22 protein-coding genes and 1 riboswitch are annotated in these 23,528 nt (G+C 45.7%); of the genes, 6 read left to right on the top strand and 16 right to left on the bottom strand.

The window, feature by feature from the left end; translation table 11 throughout:
* Positions 1-762, bottom strand: a complete 762-nt coding sequence (locus C9J03_RS07355) for a DUF3450 domain-containing protein (RefSeq protein WP_044621133.1) — start codon at positions 760-762, stop codon at positions 1-3.
* Between the two features lie 194 nt (positions 763-956).
* Entirely contained in the window at positions 957-3,050 is a 2,094-nt protein-coding gene (locus C9J03_RS07350; protein ID WP_044621134.1) for a TonB-dependent siderophore receptor, read from the bottom strand.
* Between the two features lie 270 nt (positions 3,051-3,320).
* Here C9J03_RS07350 and C9J03_RS07345 point away from each other — a divergent pair, with 270 nt between their 5' ends.
* The gene (locus tag C9J03_RS07345) at positions 3,321-3,761 is read left to right on the top strand and encodes a hypothetical protein (protein WP_044621135.1); all 441 of its coding nucleotides are present in this window, start codon (positions 3,321-3,323) and stop codon (positions 3,759-3,761) included.
* Positions 3,762-3,806: 45 nt separating this feature from the next.
* Here the strand turns inward: C9J03_RS07345 and C9J03_RS07340 are convergent, their stop codons facing one another.
* Positions 3,807-5,189 carry an ATP-binding protein gene (locus C9J03_RS07340; protein ID WP_044621136.1) on the bottom strand — a complete coding sequence of 461 codons (1,383 nt, stop codon included), beginning with the start codon at positions 5,187-5,189 and terminating at the stop codon, positions 3,807-3,809.
* Positions 5,190-5,435: 246 nt separating this feature from the next.
* Between C9J03_RS07340 and C9J03_RS07335 the strand changes: the two genes are divergently transcribed.
* A complete protein-coding gene (locus C9J03_RS07335; RefSeq protein WP_044621137.1) occupies positions 5,436-6,065 on the top strand; it encodes a hypothetical protein in 630 nt (209 codons plus the stop codon).
* A gap of 24 nt (positions 6,066-6,089) precedes the next feature.
* Here C9J03_RS07335 and C9J03_RS26465 read toward each other — a convergent pair whose 3' ends face one another.
* Together C9J03_RS26465 and C9J03_RS07325 are read right to left on the bottom strand one after the other, a co-directional pair.
* A complete protein-coding gene (locus tag C9J03_RS26465; protein ID WP_044621138.1) occupies positions 6,090-6,599 on the bottom strand; it encodes a hypothetical protein in 510 nt (169 codons plus the stop codon).
* Between the two features lie 48 nt (positions 6,600-6,647).
* On the bottom strand, positions 6,648-7,169 hold the full coding sequence (locus tag C9J03_RS07325) for a nicotinate-nicotinamide nucleotide adenylyltransferase (protein WP_044621139.1): 522 nt from the start codon (positions 7,167-7,169) through the stop codon (positions 6,648-6,650).
* A 182-nt stretch (positions 7,170-7,351) separates the two neighbouring features.
* Here C9J03_RS07325 and nadE point away from each other — a divergent pair, with 182 nt between their 5' ends.
* Positions 7,352-8,188, top strand: coding sequence for an ammonia-dependent NAD(+) synthetase (nadE, locus tag C9J03_RS07320; protein ID WP_044621140.1), 837 nt, complete (start codon positions 7,352-7,354; stop codon positions 8,186-8,188).
* Positions 8,189-8,241: 53 nt separating this feature from the next.
* Here the strand turns inward: nadE and C9J03_RS07315 are convergent, their stop codons facing one another.
* From C9J03_RS07315 to C9J03_RS07270, 10 genes are all read right to left on the bottom strand, one after another.
* Positions 8,242-8,757, bottom strand: a complete 516-nt coding sequence (locus C9J03_RS07315) for an HD domain-containing protein (RefSeq protein WP_044621141.1) — start codon at positions 8,755-8,757, stop codon at positions 8,242-8,244.
* Positions 8,758-8,957: 200 nt separating this feature from the next.
* On the bottom strand, positions 8,958-9,128 hold the full coding sequence (locus C9J03_RS07310) for a YoaH family protein (RefSeq protein ID WP_082060477.1): 171 nt from the start codon (positions 9,126-9,128) through the stop codon (positions 8,958-8,960).
* Between the two features lie 67 nt (positions 9,129-9,195).
* The gene (locus tag C9J03_RS07305) at positions 9,196-10,401 is read right to left on the bottom strand and encodes an NnrS family protein (RefSeq protein ID WP_197078545.1); all 1,206 of its coding nucleotides are present in this window, start codon (positions 10,399-10,401) and stop codon (positions 9,196-9,198) included.
* A 156-nt stretch (positions 10,402-10,557) separates the two neighbouring features.
* Positions 10,558-11,421 carry a DUF2861 family protein gene (locus C9J03_RS07300; protein WP_052829620.1) on the bottom strand — a complete coding sequence of 288 codons (864 nt, stop codon included), beginning with the start codon at positions 11,419-11,421 and terminating at the stop codon, positions 10,558-10,560.
* A gap of 6 nt (positions 11,422-11,427) precedes the next feature.
* Complete coding sequence (locus tag C9J03_RS07295) at positions 11,428-12,090, bottom strand: response regulator transcription factor (protein ID WP_044621142.1); 663 nt, start codon at positions 12,088-12,090, stop codon at positions 11,428-11,430.
* Positions 12,065-13,504, bottom strand: coding sequence for a sensor histidine kinase VxrA (vxrA, locus tag C9J03_RS07290; protein ID WP_044621143.1), 1,440 nt, complete (start codon positions 13,502-13,504; stop codon positions 12,065-12,067). The genes C9J03_RS07295 and vxrA overlap by 26 nt, the downstream gene beginning before the upstream one ends.
* Positions 13,505-13,784: 280 nt before the next feature.
* Positions 13,785-15,161, bottom strand: a complete 1,377-nt coding sequence (pntB, locus tag C9J03_RS07285; protein ID WP_044621144.1) for a Re/Si-specific NAD(P)(+) transhydrogenase subunit beta — start codon at positions 15,159-15,161, stop codon at positions 13,785-13,787.
* Between the two features lie 10 nt (positions 15,162-15,171).
* Positions 15,172-16,728, bottom strand: coding sequence for a Re/Si-specific NAD(P)(+) transhydrogenase subunit alpha (gene pntA / locus C9J03_RS07280; RefSeq protein ID WP_044621145.1), 1,557 nt, complete (start codon positions 16,726-16,728; stop codon positions 15,172-15,174).
* Positions 16,729-17,164: 436 nt separating this feature from the next.
* Positions 17,165-17,446, bottom strand: a complete 282-nt coding sequence (locus tag C9J03_RS07275; RefSeq protein ID WP_044621146.1) for an HlyU family transcriptional regulator — start codon at positions 17,444-17,446, stop codon at positions 17,165-17,167.
* Positions 17,447-17,760: 314 nt separating this feature from the next.
* On the bottom strand, positions 17,761-17,952 hold the full coding sequence (locus C9J03_RS07270) for a hypothetical protein (protein WP_039461026.1): 192 nt from the start codon (positions 17,950-17,952) through the stop codon (positions 17,761-17,763).
* Between the two features lie 269 nt (positions 17,953-18,221).
* Between C9J03_RS07270 and C9J03_RS07265 the strand changes: the two genes are divergently transcribed.
* Positions 18,222-19,166, top strand: coding sequence for a hypothetical protein (locus C9J03_RS07265; protein WP_044621147.1), 945 nt, complete (start codon positions 18,222-18,224; stop codon positions 19,164-19,166).
* Between the two features lie 93 nt (positions 19,167-19,259).
* A riboswitch (FMN riboswitch) is annotated at positions 19,260-19,432 on the top strand.
* A gap of 160 nt (positions 19,433-19,592) precedes the next feature.
* Complete coding sequence (gene ribB / locus C9J03_RS07260) at positions 19,593-20,270, top strand: 3,4-dihydroxy-2-butanone-4-phosphate synthase (RefSeq protein WP_044621148.1); 678 nt, start codon at positions 19,593-19,595, stop codon at positions 20,268-20,270.
* Between the two features lie 352 nt (positions 20,271-20,622).
* Here ribB and C9J03_RS07255 read toward each other — a convergent pair whose 3' ends face one another.
* Positions 20,623-22,386, bottom strand: a complete 1,764-nt coding sequence (locus tag C9J03_RS07255; protein ID WP_044621149.1) for a bifunctional metallophosphatase/5'-nucleotidase — start codon at positions 22,384-22,386, stop codon at positions 20,623-20,625.
* Between the two features lie 173 nt (positions 22,387-22,559).
* On the opposite strand from C9J03_RS07255, the gene C9J03_RS07250 reads away from it, so the two are divergent.
* Positions 22,560-23,489 carry a YeeE/YedE thiosulfate transporter family protein gene (locus C9J03_RS07250; RefSeq protein ID WP_044621150.1) on the top strand — a complete coding sequence of 310 codons (930 nt, stop codon included), beginning with the start codon at positions 22,560-22,562 and terminating at the stop codon, positions 23,487-23,489.
* The last annotated feature ends 39 nt before the right edge of the window (positions 23,490-23,528 follow it).

Raw genomic sequence — 23,528 nt, 5'->3', positions numbered from 1 at the left:
TTACTTAGTCTCCACGTTAACTGAAACTGGCAGTGTGATCAGGCTTGGTGCTGCTTGCTTTGAAGCGATAGCAAAGGCCTTGTTAATGTCTGCGGCAAAAGAGTGATCAAGAGGTTGCCATACAGATTCCTTCTCATTCCACGACCAGTAGTTCGTTCCATCAAGACTACGAGCAACAAGGGAAACACGACCAAGGTAGAGCATGTCCGCTTCAAGCACACCACTTTCAAGCGCGACTTGGCCTTGGTAGATCCCCATCTTGGTACCGTAATCAAGCTCGATTTGGTATGCCTCAAGAATTCGGCGATATTTTTCAGCATCACTGATGTCAGCCTGTACCATCATTTTTTCTAGCTTTTCGATACGTGCTAAACGTTGTTCCTTACGGATTGGCTTATCAGACTCAACATTGACTTTCAGGCCATTAAGCATGTTGTACATCAAAGGAACCACCCCCTGCCGGGTCTCTTTAATGCCTTCAATCTGCTTGTTGAGGCTAGCTTTCTCTAGGTTCTGGCTTAATACCAAATTTGCAAGGTGGTCGTGGTAGACCTGAAGATTTTTCACTTCTTCCTGAAGCTGCTCGATTTCCGCTTTCATCGAAAGCGTGGCTTCAGCACTGCGGTCAATTTTTTCCTGGCTGCTGGCAGAGGCCGCATTCATTGAGCTTTCTAGGTTACGAGCTTCACCCAGTGTACTGGCTTGCACGCCAGCGGTGAGACTAAGTACCAATAGCGCGAGGCTAGTTTTCTTGATATTCATTCTTAAAATCAATGCACTAATAACAATTAAAAATCTTCAATCTATGAAGGCTATACCAAAAACAAATAAACCCATCCAGTTGTGGCCGATGAGTGACAGTCAAGATACACCAAATTAAAGTAGATACCATTTGGATTTCATCATTGATAACACAACTAAGGGGGAAAGCACGCTGCTCCCCCTTATTAATCCATTTAGTAACGTACTTGCAACGTTGCGATGAAATTACGTCCTTCACCGAGTGTCACATTGGTATTGTCCCCCCCCATCATGTAATCAGTATCAAAGACATTCTCGACATTGAATCGTGCAATGAAATCTAGGTCCTGATCATAATGGATAGTATGTGACACACCCATGTCGATACGAGTATACGCATCTTTCTTAAACGAATTGGCATCATCGCCATAGCGCTCACCAACGTAAGTCACACCCAGGTTAACATTGGTATTGTTCTCAAACGCGTAACGAGACCAAATTGTCGCACCAAACTCTGGTACATCAGCCGGGCGCTTACCTTGATAATCCGCATGGCTCTTATACTCAGCGTCTAGATACATCGCGTTGCCGTGCAAAGACAACCGATCTGTCAGGTAACCTTGCAATGCCAATTCTGCACCACGGTGGACTTGTTCACCGCCTTGTGTTTTGGTGTAGGTACCATCCGAGTGTTGAATATCAAGGGCAACATCTTCCAGCGCAATATCGAACAACGCACCAGTTACAAACAAGCGCTCGTCAAAAAGCTCCCATTTGGTTCCCAACTCATACTGTTTACCCTTGCGCGGCTTCAGGTGCTCACCATCATTACGGTACTCTTTGCCTTTACCACTTATGACTTCACCTTGTGGTTCAAAGCTTTCCGAGTAGGAAGCATATATAGAACCGTTACTGTGCGGGTGATAAATTACAGCAACTTTAGGCGTGAGTGCATCATCGACAAGATCACTGCCTTTGGTTTCTTCACGGTCATAGCGAAGTCCAGCCAATGCTTGCCACTGGTCGTTGAACGTTATCATATCTTGAATATAGAAACCGTAAGAGTCACGCTCTGTTGGTGTTTTAGGCCCTGCATTCTTGTAGCTCAAGCCGTCTGGCTTTTCGAGCGGCTTACCAACCTCAGCGGTAAGCCCTTTAATCGAGTCAGTTTTTCCAAGGTAGTAATAACCCAACCAGTTGGAGCCAACCAGTAACTGATGATCAACACCTAGTGCCGAAAATTCACCGACAACATCAAGATACGCTGTATCAAACTGCCAGTCATCCAGTCGGTCGTAACCTTGGTATTCGAATGTGCCCGTTTCTGGGTTGTATGTCTCAGGCTTGGAGAAACTTTCGGTATCGTGACGCAAGAAGTTCTGGTGATTGTAGCTCGCAGACATACGCCACACATTTGTCAGTTGAGCACTGATATCGAACCCGTAGTTTTCGACATTGTTTTCAATTTCTGACCACTGGGCATCCCAAATATGGTTTTCGCCCAATACCACTTCACCGTTTTTCACGTATGCACCCGAGTCTACACCGCCCTTGTCACGTGTTTTATCGTAGTGAACAGACACAGTGACGTTGTCGTTGACGTCATAATCAACAAACAACCCGCCGACAAATCGTTCTGTTGATGGAGTGCTGCCGTCAGTATACGTACGCCAATTGTCATAGGTTTGCTGTGAAACAACCGTACGGGCTCGCAACGTCTGCGCTTCATTCAACACGCCGCTGACATCGACAACTGTACGTGATTCGTTATCTGAACCAATATCCTGGCTAACATTAACCTGAGTCTCGTAAGTAGGCTTCTTAGAAACCATGTTAATCAGACCACCTGGTGCTGATTTACCATACAGTAGACCCGAAGGGCCTTTGACAACTTCCACTCGCTCTAGCAGTTCTATCGGCTGGCGATAATGAGACCAATGCTGTTTGCCATCACGAAGGAAGCCGCTTCCACTTTGCAGCTCAAAACCACGCAGTGAGTAAGTGACTCGGTTACGAGTTTTATCTCCAATGGACACACTGGAGTCGTTCTCGAGTACTTCATCCAATGAGCTTGCACGTTGCTCATCAATCAGTTGTTCATCAATGACAGATACCTGCCCCGCGGTTTCCAACTGGCTCGCTTCAATACGCATAGCTGTTGTACTGGTATCAGCCTTGTAACCATAATCTCGGGCGGTTACCACCATGTGTTCATCAACATCTGTTGTTGCAATGTGCTCTTGGGCATAGGCAGTTGGCGCAGCGAGGATTGCACCGATAAGTAAAGTCAACTGACTTTTGTTAAACATATTCCGTTACTCCAAATCATTTCAGATACAGCGCCATATTGTTGGTTTATTTATTTGGCGGCTTAGTCGTACCCACATGCATTTTTGTGCTGGAGGGAATATAAGTGATAAGCATTACCATTTGCAGATAATTTACATTCTTTGCATTCGTAAAGGTCTGTAAACGTACGTCAAGCTGTTACCGCTCTCAGTTCTCCATACAGGAAATGTGTCATTTTCATGGCAGACAGGTATAATGCGATGTTTTTTTAAATTATCGGTACATTTGAAGTGACAGAAGTAAACCTAGATAACGTTCGTCAGCAACTGACAGCCCTTAACCTAAAAGCAGACAAAATGCGTATCGTCACCGTCTCTGCGATGGACGAGGATGTACTTGAATCGTGTACATCTAACGAGGGTGAATGTTTCTATAACAGCTATATGAATGTCATCTACGGTAAAGGTGAGCGTTACGTTCTCGGCTATCGCCTAGAAAATGAAGTGATTGACCATGCAATTATCCGTAAAGGCGATCAGTACTTTGATCCTACACTGCAGGCCGAAGGTGACTTCAAAGAATACCAGTACGCTGTAATGGCTGAATTCACAGTCTTCGACATGATGAAGCATGCCAAAAGCAATAAAGACTTTCCGCCGGACGTAGACTATATCTTCAGCAAAGCCAGTAAATTCAAAAATGTAATCGATGTTGAACGACTAAAGAAATAACACACAGCCCGATGCATTCGCACCGGGCTTTCTTTTTTATGAAAATCAGAATGTTGTAGGCAATTTAACTCTAACCCTAAAACCATTTGTGAGGTTTTCCGCACCGACTCTACCGTTCATAATAGAGGCCGCCTCCTTGACAATAGCAAGCCCCAGCCCGTATCCACCCGATTGTTTCTCACGCGAAGACTGTACCCGGGTAAAGGGGTCAAAGATGGTTTCGATGCACTGTGGTGATATGCCTGGCCCGTCATCTTCGACCCACAGTTCTAACTCATTATTTTCCGTAGCACTCACCGATACACGGATATTCGCTTGCTCACCCGCATACTTGATGGCATTGCCAATCAAATTATTCAAAATACGCAAGATCAACCCGCGGTCTACCAGCGCAAGCTGTTCAACGCTTGCAGCTGTGTAGCACAGCGTTTGATGCTCCATTAAGGCATCCTGCATTTTTTCAACTTGTAATACACACAAACAGGAAAGGTCCGTAGGATGCAGCTTTAACTGATAGCTAGCATTTTCAAGCCTGCTGTATTCGAGGATCTCGCTAACCAACATATTCATTTCTGTCGATTCGCGCTCTAGACGCGTTAACAAGCCATGGTACTCTTGGGGGAGTTTGCGTCTTAGTAGGTGTAAAGCCAAATCATGTCGCGCCAGAGGTGTTTTCAATTCATGGGAAACATCCCTGATCAAGTACTTTTGTTTCTCTGACAATACGTTGATACGTCGGGTCATATGATCAAAACTATTTGCCAATGCAGTAAATTCGGTCACTGTATCACCCACTTCGCGACCCACCCTTACCGAGAAATCACCTTCCGCTAGCCGATGGCTGGCTATCTTCAGCTTATTTAGTGGCGTTTGTAAATACCTTGCTAACAGCAGTGACAGCGCGCCGAGAATCAACCCCGCAATCACAACCTGAATTATCGTGAAGTAGTAAGTAAAGTAACGCGCTGGATGACGTTCATATGGAAACTGTATGACCAAGGTATGCCCTGTCCTCAGTGGAAGCGCGATGATTGGCTGGTTTACCTTGTTATCAAAAATGGTGTCAATATCTCGGGCAAATTGCAGCTTGAACTCGAAGTGCGGATGCATATCCCGCCCACTTATCACCTGCTGATTGTGATCAAGCACAAATAAATAATATTTCTGTCCTCGTTCCCAATCGGCCAGTTCATCCATGTCGCCTGCTTGGATATTTACTTCAGCCTGATAGGACAGCTCAACCATTTCTGTTTTGATTTTTTCAGGGATATGCAATAACCCTCTTATCATCGCGGCTTCTGCAAGATGCTGCAGCAATAATATGATAAACAAGCTAAGCGCAAACGACGAAAACAGCTTGAACGCCAACCCCTCGCGATCACCCAAACAAAATGCCGACCTTAATTTACGAATAACAATACAACTCATTACAACTTACAGGTGATTTTTTGCTAGAGTAACATAAGGCTAAACGAAATATGTATTTGTTTCTTTACTTAGATACCACCACACTGAGCACCGTCTCTTGCGGTTTATTTCGTGCTAATTATTAATTCATGTACCAAATTAACAAATCTGGGTGACACATCTGTCTTATTCGTTGTGTATAAGGTTTAATAACCCATGGCATAGCCGAAAGATACAATAGCAATTTTATTTGCAAGGACGCCAAAAATGAAACGCTTCATCATTCTGACTTCATTTATTCTGCTGTGGGGATGTAGCAACGGCATCTACATCAAAGTCCCTGATGAGATTGCAACCAGCACGCACGAAACAGGTTACCTTGCCGGTAGCTTAGGTGTCACAACTGAGTGGCCGTCAACTGGTGAGGGGATCATTACTACCCTATCTATTCGGCCTCTAGGTAGAGCCCAAACAATTAGCCTAACAAATACGCAAACTAAAACCGATTTCGAGTCGGCGACAGACAAAGGCCAAATTTTCGTTGCTGAACTTCCTGTCGGACGCTATGAAATCAACCAAGTTCAATTCAAAGGCACCAATGGAAGGCAGACTGTTCGCTCCAAATCCAACCAGGATCTGGCGATATATTTTGATATTACCGAGCACCAAGTCACGTACATTGGGCAATTCATGACATCTAGCCTGGTTGCTAACAGTCAACTTTGGAATACCCCATACCCTACCGGTTTGGGCCTTATTCGCCACAGCTACCAGGCCGAAAGAGATCGAGCATTAATGGCTGAACGCTTTCCCGAAATCAAAGTGTATTCTTTCTACGAGGCGAACTTGGATGGCTATGAGGCCAATAAACTTGCCTCCAAAGTGCTTGAACAGTAAATCAAAAAGTGAGGGGTGGTATCTTTACTGAAATGGGATCTCAACTTGGATAAACACATCCTCCAAATCGCGATCCTCATGCCACCGATAGTCCAAACGTAACCGTGGTGACCGGCCGTTTTCACCACCGATTCCAAAACTCATTTGTAATCCGTATTTCTTGATCAGCTCTTTGATTTCATCCACATCGAGCAAGTCGTCCTCAGCAAACTTCTCAGGCATCCATACGCCTAAGCCATAAAAACTGGACGATACTGTCGAAGACAAAAAAGGTGAATCGAACTCTCGAGCCCAATTGTCCCAAAAACTTTCTTTGGGTTTACTTGCAAGTTTCCATTCTAATTGGCTGGGACCTTTCGCTTCACCAACATAGGCGTCTGACAAAGTAAAGGGGAAACATTCTGGCCTGTCTGTGCTGTAACTATCTGTTACCAGCTGTTGAGATGATTGACCGTCCGAAGGAGGTAGGCAGGGTGTTGCGTTCAAATAGAAACTTGATAACAACAGTCCGGAAGATAACGACAACACAAACATGATTACTGCTTAACCATACTCACTACAACATTACGACACTGCCAACACCTAATTGACATACCACTTATTCTCACTCAGCATTGTAGCAACCTTATTTGTCGTTAAATGTGAGATTTTTCGATTATTGATAATCTGCTCACGAATTTGGGTGCTTCGGACCTTGACCGTCTCGGGACAGGCTAGTACCTGCCACCGCTTCATGATTTCATCAGCCTTGAAGAACTTAGCAAAATTGAGAAAGTTGTCTGGACCAATGACGAAGGTTAGGTGTGCCGCCGGATACTGTTGTTCTAATGCCTCGAGCACTGCAAATGTGGTAATGGCTTCATCCCCTACCGCAATCTCTTTTTCAAGTGTCGAGAGCTCGAGGTTATCCATTGCAAGATCCTCAATAAAAGCTTGCACCAATTGACAACGCAAATCGAAGTCTAACATCTGCTTACCCCATGCATGGCTGAAGCTTGGGAGTAAAATAACCTTATCAAAATGAGTTAAACGCTCGATCACTGACTTATGGCCAAGGCTCGGTGGATTAAATGCACTACCGAAAATGGCAATTGATGCTGTCATGACTGGAATGTCCTTTTTTTATGCCGTTTTGCTGAATATTTTACTTATTTCGCGTAAGAGGATTGATCCTTACATAGAGTTATCGCATATTTTGCAAAAGGTTTAGTGCATTTCATCTTTTTTTTGCATTAAATAACGCTATGTGGTTACAAATTGGGCACGCCCCTGAGGATTGATTCATTATGGAACAGTTAATCCGCGACGAAATGCGCGTATTACCAGAAATTGATGTGGACTTTGAAATTGAGCGCCGAATTGCGTTTATTCAGAAGAAACTCAAACAGTCAGGATGCAAATCACTGGTTTTAGGTATCAGTGGTGGTGTTGATTCAACCACACTCGGCCGTCTAGCCCAGCTTGCCATTGAAGGCTTGAATGCTACCGAACAAACTAAAGCGTATCAATTCATTGCCGTCCGTTTACCTTATGGTGAACAAAAAGACGAGGACGAAGCGCAACTTGCACTGTCATTTATCCAGCCTAGCCATTCTGTTAGCGTCAATATCAAAGACGGTGTAGACGGCATCCATGCCAGCACGCTTCAGGCGCTGGAAGGCACAGGCCTTACGCCAGAGAGTGAAGGCACTGTCGATTTCGTTAAAGGCAATGTAAAAGCCCGTACCCGCATGATTGCCCAGTATGAGATTGCCGGCTTAGTCGGTGGCCTAGTATTGGGAACAGATCACTCGGCTGAAAATATCACCGGTTTCTACACCAAGTTCGGTGATGGTGCTTGCGATCTTGCTCCGCTATTCGGCCTGAGCAAACGCCAAGTGCGTCAAGTTTCGGCTAAGCTCGGGGCTCCAGAACAACTTGTGTTCAAAGTTCCAACCGCAGATCTCGAAGAGCTCGCTCCACAAAAAGCTGACGAAGATGCTCTGAATATCAGCTACGACCAAATTGATGACTTCCTTGAAGGCAAAGCCATCGACAAGCATGTTGCCGAGCGCTTGGTGGGGATCTACAACGCAACGCAGCACAAACGCCAGCCAATTCCTACCATTTACGATGAAGGATAAGTCTGGCTATTGTCGGTAAAATATAACAAGAAGGGCTCAATATGAGCCCTTTTTTATGATGCTTCCGAATAACGTAATAAATTATCAAGCTCCCACCAAATGGCTTCACACAAGCCTTTGCGATATACCGACTGTTTGAATACGTGGTGTTCTTCCTGATAAAGCTGGTAATAATGGTGATTGCTGTACAAGCTCGCGCGTACATTTGCCAAACGATCGCAGGCTTTGACGATTAAGGCAATTCTTGCCGCCTCTTCGACCGTATCCAGCGTTGCAAGTCGCAGGTTAATGTGATCCTTTCTGGCTTGTCTATTTTCTAGTTTGTCATCTGTCATGTAGCTGACCGCGTCAGCGACTAGAAAACCAAAATCCGCGACCAATTCGTCTATCGTTGTTTCAGTATCTTCAAGTACATCATGCAGCTGTGCCACAATCATTGCATCAGTGCCGAACGGGCTTGCCAAACGAGAAACTGCATCGAGATGGATATAATATGGAACGTCACCGTACATCTGTCCTGTGTGCTTGGCCCGTGCCAATGTACGGGCCTTGAGGTAACGGTTATTCATCCTTCCCTCCTTCATCTAAACCTGACAACGACCATACCCCAACCCAATAAGGCCAGATCATAAATTAGGGTATGAACACTCTTATAAGCTCGATTTTACTCAATTAGCGACAAACAACTGGGATTTATTGCACGATTTGATGAAAAAACGGGCACCGATAGGTGCCCGTTTTATGTAATTTGTATCAGGGGTAAGACAAATTAACGCTGATCGTCTTCCGACTCTGCTTTTTTCGCTTCCGCTTCACGAATTGCATTAGCGACCATCATAATTGCTTCACCACTGCTGATCCCTTGTGCCATCAGCTCATGGATTTTTTCCGCAGCTTCTTGTTGCTGCGCGTGAGTCAATGTCGGCGTGTTGTTAAACATAATTCATCTTACCCGAAATAATAGAGCACATAGTTTATTGACTTGAGTCGATATTGTCACCTGCTATTTAACCCGGCCGACCATCTATACGGGGCTGAGTTAAGATCGGGCAATACACCACTGAAAAGATTGCAAAGGCCAACGCCCACAATCCAGCTGAAATGATATAGCCCTGAATCGTCATCGTTGGCTGTAAGGCAATAAGTAGCGTACGGGAGAGTGTCGCCAGCACCAAGGCAACAAATGCGACGACTATTATGGGCTTAATCTGTAACGCCCGCCCGGTATGGCCAAGAGAGACCCGTGCTATCATAGCCAAGATCATACAACCAATACCGCCGACAGTAACTATATGTAGCGCAATACTATAGTTCATGCGGCCAGTTGAATAGTGTTCGGCTAGCAATAGCATACCGACAATCATCGCAAGGTAAGCGAAGTGCAATAACCAAAGTAATGGAACACGTATTGTGGATAGCGTGCGCCAGCGAACGAAGCGGATCAAATGCATGATACTCGCTACCGCTAGCAATGCGGGAAGTGTGAATGCCGATACTTGCTCCGGCAAAGGCAGTAAAACATTGAGCAATAGCAACCAACTAGGCACCAAAGCACCATATTCCAACCCTTTAATTCGGGTAATCTGCTCAGTGTGTGTCCCGCGCCAGGTAAAGAAAGGGATCACCCTTCCGCCAACGACAAGCACGATAACACTGATGACCATAACCGTTGCAAAAGACACAGCGCGCAGTGGAATATCACTCCCCCCTAACGCAATGAGGTGAAATAAAGCGTTCAGTACTGTCATTAGTACAATCAAGGGAGCAAAAAACAAGTTGTTCCACTGGCGACGCATGATAATCGGCTGAGCAAGAAAACCAGCAGCCAATGGCATCCACATAAGATCAATCACCATCCAGAGAACATGTGGCGTACTGGTAAACATACCCAGCCTTGCAATCAGCCAAAAAGCAAAAATTACCGCGAGCTTCCAGCCCCTAACCCCAGGATTTCCGGTCCAGTTTTGTACTGCGGTTAACAAGAAGCCAATGATAATTGCACCCGTAAAGCCAAATAGCATTTCATGGCTATGCCACCAAATTGGATTGCTATACATATAACCTGACAGTGCAGTATTACCTGCCCAGAATCCTCCCCACAGCAACATGGAGACGGCAGACAACATACTGGCTGCAAGGAAAAACGGTCGGAAGGCTAAGCGAAAGAGAGGCAGGATCTTTTGCTCTTTTTCGCTATCAAGAATTTGCATCATGGTTTCATCACCCACTTTAAACACGCATAAATAATACACCTTTAAAGTTGCAATGAAAATACACCTTTAAGAGTTAATCTGCAGAAATGTAAAAAAACTTTAAAATCATAATCTTATAACAACCACACCGACCAGCTATTGACTGTTCAGCTGAGTTTACATGTCTGAATGTTCGACCGGTCGAGTAATACTCTGGATATCACGGATAGCAATTTCCCCCTGCCATCGGCTGTGAATAATACCGACACTCAACCAATAACGGCCATCAGGAAGATCGATATCAGGCAAAGTCGTGGGGAGCTTACCATCGACATTCTCTGTCCATAGTGGTGTCCATGATGTGTCATTGAGATCGTATATATTCATTGACAAAACAGGGGATGGGCAGACTTTGTCAGGAAGACCGTTCCTTTCAATCCGCCAATTTCGGCTGTCTACCCAACCTATGCGCTGCTTGCTGTGAGGCCGAGTAAGAAGCACCCAAGTCTTATAGCTTTGCTCACCATCCGCACTGATGATCATCTGATATAGTCCTTCACTGCTGGCTTTTTCCAATCGTCTAGTTTCTATAGAAAAATAACCGCCATTATTGGTTTTTGGCGTCGCAGACAGCACAGGCTCTTCAGGCCAGCGAATAAAGTCGATATTAGTGATTCGCTGCTCAGACGTTCCGGTAATGACCAAGCGAGGCAAAACCTGATTTTGGTTTTGCACCATCTCACGCTGGATACCCAGGGTCGTTAACCATGGTGGCAATGCAGTACCATCAAGACTGCGCCCACAATCTTCGGTGATTGCAAGCTGGAGCAAATCATTGAGGTTATTTTGTTGATCTACGCTGGGAGATTGCTGCCAAGCTTGTACCATAGCATCAAAACTCTCGCTGGTTTTGCCCTCAAGTAGCTTTTGATGGCCCATCGAGAAAACATCTTGAGAAACAAACCAGCTGGCAAGAACATTCGGCGCCCACAGCGCCGAATGCAAAACCAACAGTGAACAGGCAATCGATAAATTGGACATAATAAGCTATGCAGACTTCATTCGATAACCAACCCCACGCAAGGTTTCAATTTCAATACCCGGTAGTTTTTGTCTCAATTGAAGGATATGCGTATCTACAGTTCGGGTTGTGGGATAATGGTTATAGCCCCAAACCTGATCAAGAAGTTCATCCCGAGTAAACACTCGCCCAGCATTTTTTGCCAAAAATACCAGCAGTTCAAATTCGGTACGGGTCAATGTGACACTGTCACCCCCTTGATTCACTTCACGACTATCAAGGTCGATGGTAATGTTGCCAACCGCTACCGTATTGCTCGGGGCTGCCTCGGGTGCGCCGGAGCGAAGGTGAAGGCGAATTCGAGCAAGAAGTTCTTCTTCTGCAAATGGCTTTGTTAGGTAATCCTTGGCACCAGAATCAAGGCCAATGACTTTGTCGGTAACCGACACCATCGCAGTGAGCAAAATCACAGGAACGTGTTTAATCTTCAACCAATCACTCAGGTAACTTAGAGAGTCACCTTCAGGCAACTGACGGTCAAGTACAACGAGATCAGCCTGAGCCCACAGCTCAGCAACATTAGACGCACAATCAGCATATAGGCAGTGGTAACCTGCCCCTTTTAAGCTCTCGAGTAAACCATCGGCAAGGTTGCGGTCATCTTCAACCAGAAGCAGAGTTTGATTCACACGGTATCTCCAATATAAAAGTTGTCGGAGGGCCAACTAATTTCATTCGCCCTCCCATTCTTCGGATCATCGATTCAACGATTGTAAGCCCAAGCCCGAGTCCGCGTTCGCTTACGAATGGCTTTCTTAATCTTGCCCAGTCTTTTGCACCAAGCTGACCGTTATCTGAAACGCTTACAATGAGTTTTCCGTTTGAATACGATGACGTTAATTTTACTGGCTTTACGCCATACTTGTGGGCATTTGACAACAAATTGTCAATACAGGTACCCAACCAATATATGTTCACATCTACAGGGCGATCCTCAGTGAGATCCAGTGTTACTTCATACGGCTCGCTCAGGTACTCTACCCACTCATTAAACGAATCAACATGTTGCACACTTAGTTCTTGTTGATTCGCTTGTAAATAATCTTTACTTGCTTCCGCAAGTTGTCTCAAGCGCCGAGAATCTTCTGTCAGTCGCCTAAACTCATCATATAAGGTTTCCGGCAACGCATCAAAGTGTCGACGAAAACCCTCGACTGTCATCGCCAAACTCGCTATGGGAGTGCGCAGCTCGTGAGTCAGTATCTGAAGGACCAACATCCGCTCTTGCATGGCTCGTCGGCGAATTCGCCAGCGATAGAAACCCCAGCCAAACAACAGGCTGATGTTTACCACCAACAGGCCTACCAATAGGTAGAAAGTTAAGTGTGACTTATCTTCTTCTTCCCAACAGATATTACCGCTTTTCAGTATACAAAAGCTGGTTGTATTCAAGCGGGTAAAATTCACATCAAACTTGTTGAGGATTGGCGACCACCTGGGCTGATCATACACATGGTACTCATTCCCATTGCGAATCCACAGCTCGCCATTCGATATAAAGGCTTCTGCACCAGCAACATAGACGTGAATCTCATCACGACTCATCCGTTGCAGCCGCCCGAGCGCAGTATTAGTCGGTGCTAAATCCCGTTCTTGGATATGAAGAAAATCACCAAGCTTTTCCCCAAGATCCGGGTGCTTTTCCAAATACCTTGATGCATAACTTCCCCCGCCAGGATGAATATAGCCCGCTCTAGAGAACCAGCCGATCGGTAAAACGGTGTTATTACAAATTGCCCGGGTAAATACCAGCGGCTGAGTTAGCAAAGGCGTTACCGGCCATGGGCCCTTACAAGTCAGCGAGTTATTATATAACCGCTGCAATGATTTCAGTGGGTATGTCGCCGATTGAGGTAGCAGCGCTGACGGTAACAATAGTTGCGTTGGAAACTGCCCTTGTAGCTGTCTGAAATCATAAGTCGCTACTGAATCACTTTCTAATAGCTCAGCCCGGACCGCATTGAGGCGCTCGGGTAAGTTTTCTGCCAACGCAGTATCGGTGCCGACAAACAGCAGTGAGAACAGTAAGACGTATTTTTTCATAAGTGAAGTCTATCACCCCGCTTTTCGGATATGTCAGGGCTTTGTCATTAGCCTGATGGATAAATGTGCATTCAAACCGCGTAAGTTACCTCAAAAAAGAACGGCTATTGTATACAAAAACTTAATTCTATCGTTATTTTGCTTTTACTAACAACTCATTATCGCTACTAGGAATTTTGCCATTCAACACTTACCCACCTTTGGGTAAACGCAGGCCATAAAAAAGGGAGCCAAAGGCTCCCTTTCAACAGCTGTCTCATTGTGAGCAGACAAGCCCTACTTAGATATGCTCTAGGATCTTATTACAAGACTCTTTCGCATCACCAAATAGCATCTGTGAGTTTTCTTTGAAGAATAACGGGTTCTGCACGCCGGCATAACCCGTATTCATCGAACGCTTGAAGACAATAACATGCTTGGAGTTCCACACTTCCAGCACAGGCATCCCCGCAATTGGACTGTTTGGATCTTCTAGCGCAGCAGGGTTAACCGTGTCATTTGCACCGATCACCAACACCACGTCTGTTTCAGCAAAATCTTCGTTAATTTCGTCCATTTCCAAAACGATATCATACGGAACTTTTGCCTCCGCCAGCAATACGTTCATATGGCCAGGTAGTCGTCCCGCAACCGGGTGGATACCGAAGCGTACATCAACACCTTTGTTACGTAGCTTTTCAGTAATTTCATGTACTGGATATTGCGCCTGTGCAACTGCCATACCGTATCCAGGAGTAATGATAACGGAGCGTGCATCTTTTAGCATTTCAGCAACTTCTTCTGCTGATGCTTCATGATGTTCGCCATGATCTTCATCCGCTGCCGCGGCCGAACCGTCGGTACCAAAACCACCCGCAATAACACTGATGAAAGAGCGGTTCATCGCCTTACACATAATGTAGGACAGGATAGCACCTGAAGAGCCTACCAATGCGCCGGTTACAATCAGGAGGTCGTTAGCTAACATGAAGCCTGCTGCCGCCGCGGCCCAGCCCGAGTATGAGTTCAGCATCGAAACCACGACAGGCATATCCGCACCACCGATGGATGCAACCAAATGGTAACCGAAAGCAAATGCAATCAAGGTCACAACAACCAGCGCAGCTGTCGAGCCTTCTGCCTTGACAAAGGCAATCATCAACAACAAAGAAACTACAACAGCTGCCAAATTGAGCTTATGGCGATGAGGCAGCATAAGCGGTTTCGATGAGATCGAGCCACGAAGCTTACCAAATGCCACCACCGATCCTGTAAAGGTGACCGCACCAATGAATACCCCTAGGAAAATTTCCACCAGGTGGATATTGAGCATAACTCCTGTTAGTTCACCGTGATCGAAATAGGTATTGAAGCCAACCAGCACTGCCGCCATCCCCACGAAGCTATGGAGAATAGCAACCAGTTCTGGCATTTCGGTCATTTCTACTCGCCGTGCATAGTAGATACCAATCGCACCACCAATGATCATCGCGATGATAACCCAAACAGTACCCTGTGATTCAGGGCCAAAAATGGTCGCGATCAAGGCGATTGCCATGCCGGCAATACCATAGTAGTTACCCGAACGTGCCGTCTCTTGCTTTGAAAGGCCCGCCAACGACATAATAAATAATACAGCAGCAACAATGTAAGCTGCTTGTACGATTCCTGCAGACATTTGTTACTCCTTATTTATCTTTACGGAACATTTCAAGCATGCGCTTGGTTACGGTGAAACCACCAAATATGTTGATACTGGCTATCAGTACCGCAATAAAGGCAAGGAAAGTCACTAAACCACTACCTTGGCCTATCTGCAGCAACGCACCAACGATAATGATGCCGGAAATCGCATTTGTTACTGACATTAGCGGGGTGTGTAGTGCATGCGTTACATTCCAAACCACGTAGTAGCCCACCACACAGGCCAATACAAAAACAGTAAAGTGAGAAAGGAATTCCGCTGGTGCATAATTTGCAATCCAGCCAAATGCAGCGATACCCGCCGCCATCAAACCGTACTTCTTGGCCGGTGAGGTCGGCTTCTCTTCTTTCTTGACTGGCTCTGCAACAGGTTGGGCTTCAGGAGCCGGAGCAGCAGAAACCTTGATCGGTGGTGCCGGCCAGGTAACTTCACCTTCCTTGATCACCGTTAGACCGCGGAGCACTTCATCATCAAAATCAATATCGATGGTGCCGTCTTTTTCTTTGCACAGCAGCTTGAAAAGGTTAACCAAGTTCGTGCCGTACAGCTGAGATGACTGAGTTGGCAAACGCCCGACCATATCGGTATAACCGATCACCTTGACCCCATTGTCAGTCGTGATCACTTTGCCTGCCTCGGCATACTCACAGTTACCACCGTTGGCTGCGGCCAAGTCAACAATCACACTCCCCGGCTTCATTGAATCAACCATTTCTTTAGTGATCAATTTCGGTGCCGGGCGGCCAGGGATCAATGCCGTCGTGATTATGATATCAACATCTTTGGCCTGCGCGGCATACAGCCTCTCTGCCGCCTTGTTGAAATCATCAGACATTTCCTTGGCGTAGCCATCACCGGTTGAAGTGTCTTCCTTAAAATCAACTTCAAGGAATTCGGCCCCCATGGATTCGACCTGCTCTTTAACTTCAGGGCGAACATCAAAGGCTCTGACAATAGCCCCCAAGCTACCTGCAGCACCAATGGCCGCAAGACCAGCAACACCGGCACCGGCTACCAACACTTTGGCCGGCGGTACTTTACCCGCAGCAGTAATCTGGCCGGTGAAAAAGCGGCCAAACTCATGAGCCGCTTCAACGACTGCACGATAGCCCGCAATGTTAGCCATTGAGCTCAATGCATCGAGTGCCTGTGCTCGTGAAATACGGGGAACAGAGTCCATCGCCATCACATTGATGTTTTTACCAGAAAGCTTTTCTAGTAACGCTTCATTTTGAGCGGGCCAAATAAAGCTGACTAAGCTCGCCCCATCTTTGATCAAGTCAAACTCGTCAACACCCGTTTGGTCATTAACTTGTGGCGCGTTGACCTTCAGAATAATATCCGAAGCCCATACATCTTCTAATCCAACCACAGTGGCGCCTGCAGCCTCATACGCAGCATCATCGAAACTTGCATGAATACCGGCATTCTGCTCGACAGCAACACTGAACCCCATTTTTATAAACTGCTCAACCGTTTTGGGCGTAGCAGCTACCCGCGTTTCATTCGCGAATATTTCCTTAGGCACACCAATTTGCATTATCAATCCCTAAATTACGGCAAATAAGTAACAATTTTTTATCCAACCACGCACACAATATCAAGCACTTTGTAGCTGAAATACAAAATTAAATTACATAAGCGTTGTTATGATTAACAAATGTTACCTTCTAACAGTAAGAAAATAACGTTCCGAACACCTGGACAGAGGTCAAACCACAAATAAAATTAATAATGTATGCACTCAACAATGCATAAATCACTAACTTTTCTCAGCTTTACGCTAGAAGTGTCCATTTTCAGATATCTGAAAGGTGTTATTGTCGTTTAAAACACCAAGGAGATGAGGTTGGTCCTGAAAAGGATAAGACAATCATCATTCCCTGATGAGTGTTGCACTACATACATTCGTTGCAGCTCTCCCTACCAAATTAAATTGCCTGCTAGCGGTAGAGAAGACTAGCAGGCAACAAAGGTTAGCTGAATATTTTATCGCCAGTTTGATCGATAAACATCTTCGCCTTGTTGATCATGAAAGATTCGGCATCAGCTTTGGAGGATAACAAATCAGATCGGACAAACATGTGTGTTTTTACTTCACCATCAAACTGTTTGCAAATTCGCCCAGCTATACGGAACTGTCCGCCTTCAGCCTTCGGTTCTGGGTAGATCAAATAACCTTCATATTCAATCGGCTCCACAGATTCAGCCTTGGCTTCCTGTTTACTAAAACCAAATAATTTTGAGAAGAAACCCACGTCAATTATCTCCAAAAAGCGCTTTTATACAGTGACATCATGCCATAATCTAATAAAAAAAAATGAAAGCAAGATTAAATTCTTGAAGATTAGTCGCTTTAACGAATTTCCCTCTAACTATCTGCTAATCTGACCGTTTCGTAAGATAAAGTTTTGCACAGCATTCGGATAAGATTGATTTATCTCAGATGTCGCCCTATCACCGACCATAGCCAAAGCTTTGGCGAAGAAAATTCCACTTTGCTGTACACGCTGAAGCACAAACAAAAAAGCGCCGGTAAACCAGCGCTTTAGTATTCATCTTTTGCATTTGTCTAGCGGTACATGCCAATATCTTTCTGGATATGGACCGGTAAATCTTGAACATTGTATTGTTTTGGTGAATCTTTGCGACCAAAAACGATATCAAATGCGTGTGCAATCAATCCTTTGATATTAACCGCATAGGCTTTTTTGTCCATTGCGGTAGGGGTTGCGATGGTGTCAAAGTTCATTGCCTGTGCCATGATTGCCTCTCGTTTGTATTTTTATCAACTGTGGTTATTTTAAGCTGATCAGATTGCAACCAAAAATGACAATATTTCCACAAAAGGATTAGTTTTTCTAATAAGTTAAAACCTCGTTAAACCACCAAACCAGCAGATGAAAAGTCATGTATTCTTTATGAATAAACACACGATAATTGAATATTTTTTGCTTATTTAGGTATTCCCTTGCACTGCAAAAGCCATTACCGTAACAATAAATCAACAATTAAATTTTGTGGAATGTTGTGATGCTGCACTTTATCTCCAAACACTCGTCAGTTTTACTGATAATAGCAACCTTGGCAGGCTTGGCTTGGCCACAAGCTTCATTGATAGTTTTCCCTTTTTTACCTTATGTATTGTTCTTCCTGATGCTGTTTACACTGCTTGGCATCGAACAAAAGGCCCTGCTAGCAGAACTCAAGCTGAAAAAGTCTTGGGGTTACGCCTTGCTTCACAGTGTAGTCATGACCGTTTTTGCATGCAGCCTCGGGTATTTTTTCGGAGCGTCTAATTCTCTGCTCATTTCAATTGCTGCAGTGTCAGCGACAGGCTCCTTATTCGCAACCCCGGCTATTGCACGCTCCGTGGGGCTCAATGCTCTAACAGCAATGGCAATGACTATCGCTACCACGCTGTTAATGCCTATAGTTCTCTATATCAATTTACTCCTATTTCAAAATGATGAATTTTCACTGGATATTGCTAGCTATCTGATGCGTTTGGCCATATTTATCGCCTGTCCAATGGCATTTTCAGCATTGGTTTACCATTACGTGCCCAGACCGACCCTAACCCGCATTCACAGTAAACTCTCACAAGTCACCATCATATTGGTTTTTGCTTTTCCGTTTGGGCTTGTTGGACCATTGAGAGGTATTTTTGATACCGCTCCTTCGCTAGCATTGCACTATATCTTCATCTCTTTCGGTTTGTGCTTGCTGTTTTTTGTCGCCAGTATTTTATTTTATCTACGCCAGGGCAAAGATATCGCTCTCCTTGCTGCTATAACATCTTCCAACCGCAATGTGTTACTCACATTTACAGTTGCTGGCGCTTATTTGGGGCCTGATTTTCTGTTACTGCTTGGTGCTCTACAGCTCCCAACTTACGCACTGCCGTTGTTGGTTAGGTGGGTAAACAACTACATCACAACTCGTTATTATTCACCCCAAACTGGTCACTCAAAATAACATCTGGGGATAAATTAAGTGCTTGATATCATAATTATCAAATAAATACCGGCTATCGTCTTGCACACCAATTTCCTTTTCCTTATAGTGCAAAGGAATTCTCAGGGCGGGGTGAAATTCCCCACCGGCGGTAGTCCTTCAACAGGAAAGCCCGCGAGCGCTTATTTATTGATTTTCAATTGATAAGGTCAGCAGATCTGGTTCAGTCAGGCAATGCCTTACCACTCCAGAGCCGACGGTTATAGTCCGGATGAAAGAGGATCTCAGTACAGTACTTGTCTATCAAACGGACAAGCATTTTCTATACAGTGCGATCACCCAAGCGGTGATGCTGTATATTGCTTCTTGCCAGTTGCTTGTTTGACTGTGCTTGCTGACTTTCCATGCCCTGATTCTGGTAAATGTTTATTTTAGGAGTTTCTTACCATGAATCAGTCTCTACTAGCCCCGTATGGTTCTGCGTTTGAGCGCGTAGAAGCCGGTCTTGAAGCTATCCGCCAAGGTCGTGGTGTTTTGGTTGTTGATGATGAAGACCGCGAAAACGAAGGCGATATTATCTTTGCAGCCGAAACCTTAACCAGTGAGCAGATGGCTCTAATGATCCGCGAATGTTCTGGGATTGTTTGCCTGTGCCTGACCGATGAGCGCGTCAAGCAACTTGATTTGCCGATGATGGTGGAGAATAACACCAGTGCAAACCAAACCGGCTTTACCGTAACAATCGAAGCGGCCAAAGGGGTAACCACTGGGGTCTCTGCTGCTGATCGTGTCACCACCATCAAGGCGGCAATTGCTGATAACGCCGTACCAGCAGATCTCAGCCGTCCTGGCCATGTATTCCCGCTCAAAGCGAACCCTGAGGGTGTCCTAGCTCGCCGTGGCCATACAGAAGCGACGGTTGACCTGATGCGCCTATCCGGTATGAAGCCATATGGCGTTCTATGCGAACTGACTAATCCGGATGGCACAATGGCCCGCCTGCCTGAAGTGATCGAATTTGGCAAACTGCATAATATGCCAGTACTTACCATCGAAGATCTGGCTGCCTATCGCTTGGCCAAAGAAGTGGCAAACGCTGAATCTATTGAGACGCTAACAGCCTAATCCCGATATTAATACCGTTGCCGTGTATCATCAGAGCTCGGCAACGTTTAACCTTCCGTTCATGCCGTCGGCATAAAATGCATCAAAACAGCCCAAGCGGATACCCACCCCATAACAACCGCTATATCGTTCCAGTCTTTATTCATCCTTGACCCCAGATCGTGAAAATACTGTGATATGAAACGCATCCTGTGAATAGGACAATATTCGCTTCATTTAATTCACATAATTAACAATAAACAGCATCTGTTCAGATATAACGACCGGAAAGGTATTTACTTTAATCAAAAAAAACCGGTAAGCAGCACTTACCGGAGATTACATTTAGCAACTATCTGTGAGGCAGTACCGCTTAAGCGACATGCTCTTGTTCACAGCCGCACGGTATAAAATCGATCATGGTCTGCTCAAAAGCACCGAACGAGCCCCTATCTCTAGCATATTCCTCAAAGGCATCAGCCATCGTGATATTCAACGGTATCGGGTCGATATTACTGTTCACCAAAGCGCCGTATCCCTCTTTTCCCGTTGCGGTATAGCCCGATGACACTGAAAGATAATTGGCATGATCCTGAATATCTTCCCATACGCCATTCCGATAAAGTTTCAGCACCTCAATTCGCTGCCCTTCAGCTGCACAGCAACGATAGGTGTATTTCAACCGAGAGGTATAAGGAAAGCTCCCACTTCCCGTCCCTTCAACACCATTATCAATGGCATTGTTGATAGCACCTTCCAGTGCAGCCCGCAATTGCTTACCGCTGACTTCATAGACCATAAGCCCTATCGCGAAAGGGAGCAAACGGCCGGAAATATCTGCCGCAGTGATTGGTCCGGCATGCAATGACGCCCTTACGCCGCCAGCATTGTGAATACCAAAATCAACCGCATGGCCGCGCTGCCGCGAAGACCAAACAAAGCTATCAACAACGAGTGGCGCTATCTGGCTGGGCCCTTTATGGTCCGGAACTCGGATGTGGCGCAGGGATTCAGTCAACACCGCTACCTGCTGGGTTTGAAGCTCTCTAACTGCAGGCCGATAGTCTTGGTTAAGCACATTTTCTATCTGTGGGTCTTTTACACAGAAGCACACGTTCCCTTGCGCACTGAGGTAGTCTTTCACCACCTGATGGGTGGAATCATCAAGATGCTCGCTTCGGCTAGCATCAACAGTAAACTGCCTGCCCAGCAGCAGTTGATTTCTACCCGCGGCTCTCGCCACTGTACCATCGGCATTGAAGTCAAGTTCGAGCTGCCCCAGAGCCAGAGCATTGCATCCCGCCTGAACCACATAGGTTCCGTTGATCTGCACCGCATATTCATCACCAACGCTAAAGCCGATATTGCTAAAATCACCCTGCATTGTATGCGTGTGGCCGCCAATAATCGCACCAACACCATCGACCTGGCTGGCTAGCTCTAAGTCCCGTTCGTAACCTAGGTGGCTTAGAACCACGATTTTATTGATACCCGCACGCTTTATCGCAGCAACGGTATTTTGAGCGACAGCAGTCACATTGAGAAAATGGGTGTCAGGATCCGGGTTGGCAATACCTGCCATGTTTTCAATTGCTAAGCCAAAAACAGCAACGGGCTCGCCGTCGACATCCTTGACAAGATATTTTGCGTGCTCGTGTTCACTGTCATAGGCCATTACGTTTGGCTTAAGGGACAAGGGATTGGCTTTATCCTTGTTTTCGTTAGATAAGTCCCAGTTTCCAGCAAGCAACGGAAAATTGGCTAGATCCATAAAGTCAGCAACAACCTGATTGCCCATATCAAGCTCATGGTTGCCTAACGCCATCGCATCTATGCCAATAGCATTGAGCAAGGTCGCATTGGCTGTTCCTTTGTACAAGGAAAAGAATAACGTTCCTTGAAAGCAATCACCGGCGTGAACAAACATAAATTCACGTCCATGCATCATCGCCTGCTTTTTGGCTTCTCTCACCGCTGTCGATACCCGAGCAAAACCACCACAACTTGCGAACACCGACATTGTTGACCCAGAAGAAGGCGAAGGGATCTGCAAAGCGATTGTCGATGGCTCAAAGTGCGAGTGAGTATCATTGATGTGGGCAAATGTTATCTTTGCCGAGCGATGAATTTGTTTCATAAAACGTTGTAGGCCTCCACATTTTGCGAAAGGTTATCTTATATCAAAAGCAGTTCAAACTCAGATTTTTATGAGAATTTATTTTTATTTCACACTCCTTACCGCGAATTAAATCACACTTACAAATACCTATTATATTTAAACCCATGACAAATCAATGACGACAGATACTAATGATGCAAGTAATCTTTGCTATCTTTCTTGCCATGGTATTAGGCTATCTTGCCCAGCGGACAGGGCTCTGCCTGGTTCGCGCGGTGCATGAACTTATAGCCCGCCGTCCAGCCTTCTTACTAGCCATATTATGCTGCGGCTTCTGGTATTGGCTCATCGTCCCCTTTACTGGAAAGGAATGGATCCCGTTCTTGGCCAATCGCTTCGATGGCACCATTCATTTTCTGGTTGGAGGTATACTGTTTGGTCTTGGTGCCGCCTTGAATAAAGGCTGCTCGATTTCGACCATTTCTAAACTAGCCAGCGGACATTATTATATGCTGGCAACCGTTGTTGGCTGGATCATCGGCTGGTTGCTGTTACCCGTACTCACACCAGCGGTCAGCTACCGGCCAATTGAACCAATATACTCTCCCATCCTGCCAGTACTGATCCCACTACTATTAGTTTTGTTTTTTTCGATAATCAAAACGACACCGGAACGGCGTAAATTACTTTTCGGGGTGATGTTTTTCGGGATCACTGCAAGTATCTTGACCTTAATTGAACCTCGGTGGTCCCCTAGCCAGTTGCTCAAGGACATCTCTTACAGTGTTTACCACCAGGACACAGACAACTGGCCCGCGCTTGAAAGGTACGCTGTTATTGCTGGCTTGGTCACAGGAATGGCTATAGGAGCAAGAAGCCGGCTATCACTTCGGGATTTTGAATTCCGCTTGAAGCAACTACTTTCCCATTTTTTTGCCGGAACCGTTATGGGAGTCGGCGCTTCTCTGGCACTCGGCGGAAATGATTCTCAGCTTCTTATTACCCTACCGACGTTTTCACCGGCAGGGGGCGTCGCGGTTCTATTTATGATCATCGGTATAACAACCGGCTTAGCGATGCGCAAAGCCTACCACCGTATGCTCAACAAGGACAAAGTTTAAAACCACGCGGCAACGCGCGTGGTTTTAATCAGGTTACCC

It is taken from the genome of Photobacterium gaetbulicola (genome assembly GCF_003025515.1).
GTDB lineage: Bacteria > Pseudomonadota > Gammaproteobacteria > Enterobacterales > Vibrionaceae > Photobacterium > Photobacterium gaetbulicola.
The sequence above is the reverse complement of the archived record's forward strand: the minus strand, read 5'-3'. Positions and strand labels throughout refer to the sequence as shown.

Excerpts from the sequence above, each read along its gene's own strand:
- C9J03_RS07355 (WP_044621133.1), bottom strand. The coding sequence starts at position 762 with ATGAATATCAAGAAAACTAGCCTCGCGCTATTGGTACTTAGTCTCACC.
- C9J03_RS07350 (WP_044621134.1), bottom strand. The coding sequence starts at position 3,050 with ATGTTTAACAAAAGTCAGTTGACTTTACTTATCGGTGCAATCCTCGCT.
- C9J03_RS07340 (WP_044621136.1), bottom strand. The coding sequence starts at position 5,189 with ATGAGTTGTATTGTTATTCGTAAATTAAGGTCGGCATTTTGTTTGGGT.
- C9J03_RS07335 (WP_044621137.1), top strand. The coding sequence starts at position 5,436 with ATGAAACGCTTCATCATTCTGACTTCATTTATTCTGCTGTGGGGATGT.
- C9J03_RS26465 (WP_044621138.1), bottom strand. The coding sequence starts at position 6,599 with ATGTTTGTGTTGTCGTTATCTTCCGGACTGTTGTTATCAAGTTTCTAT.
- C9J03_RS07325 (WP_044621139.1), bottom strand. The coding sequence starts at position 7,169 with ATGACAGCATCAATTGCCATTTTCGGTAGTGCATTTAATCCACCGAGC.
- nadE (WP_044621140.1), top strand. The coding sequence starts at position 7,352 with ATGGAACAGTTAATCCGCGACGAAATGCGCGTATTACCAGAAATTGAT.
- C9J03_RS07315 (WP_044621141.1), bottom strand. The coding sequence starts at position 8,757 with ATGAATAACCGTTACCTCAAGGCCCGTACATTGGCACGGGCCAAGCAC.
- C9J03_RS07310 (WP_082060477.1), bottom strand. The coding sequence starts at position 9,128 with ATGTTTAACAACACGCCGACATTGACTCACGCGCAGCAACAAGAAGCT.
- C9J03_RS07305 (WP_197078545.1), bottom strand. The coding sequence starts at position 10,401 with ATGATGCAAATTCTTGATAGCGAAAAAGAGCAAAAGATCCTGCCTCTC.
- C9J03_RS07300 (WP_052829620.1), bottom strand. The coding sequence starts at position 11,421 with ATGTCCAATTTATCGATTGCCTGTTCACTGTTGGTTTTGCATTCGGCG.
- vxrA (WP_044621143.1), bottom strand. The coding sequence starts at position 13,504 with ATGAAAAAATACGTCTTACTGTTCTCACTGCTGTTTGTCGGCACCGAT.
- pntB (WP_044621144.1), bottom strand. The coding sequence starts at position 15,161 with ATGTCTGCAGGAATCGTACAAGCAGCTTACATTGTTGCTGCTGTATTA.
- pntA (WP_044621145.1), bottom strand. The coding sequence starts at position 16,728 with ATGCAAATTGGTGTGCCTAAGGAAATATTCGCGAATGAAACGCGGGTA.
- C9J03_RS07270 (WP_039461026.1), bottom strand. The coding sequence starts at position 17,952 with ATGGCACAGGCAATGAACTTTGACACCATCGCAACCCCTACCGCAATG.
- C9J03_RS07265 (WP_044621147.1), top strand. The coding sequence starts at position 18,222 with ATGCTGCACTTTATCTCCAAACACTCGTCAGTTTTACTGATAATAGCA.
- ribB (WP_044621148.1), top strand. The coding sequence starts at position 19,593 with ATGAATCAGTCTCTACTAGCCCCGTATGGTTCTGCGTTTGAGCGCGTA.
- C9J03_RS07255 (WP_044621149.1), bottom strand. The coding sequence starts at position 22,386 with ATGAAACAAATTCATCGCTCGGCAAAGATAACATTTGCCCACATCAAT.
- C9J03_RS07250 (WP_044621150.1), top strand. The coding sequence starts at position 22,560 with ATGATGCAAGTAATCTTTGCTATCTTTCTTGCCATGGTATTAGGCTAT.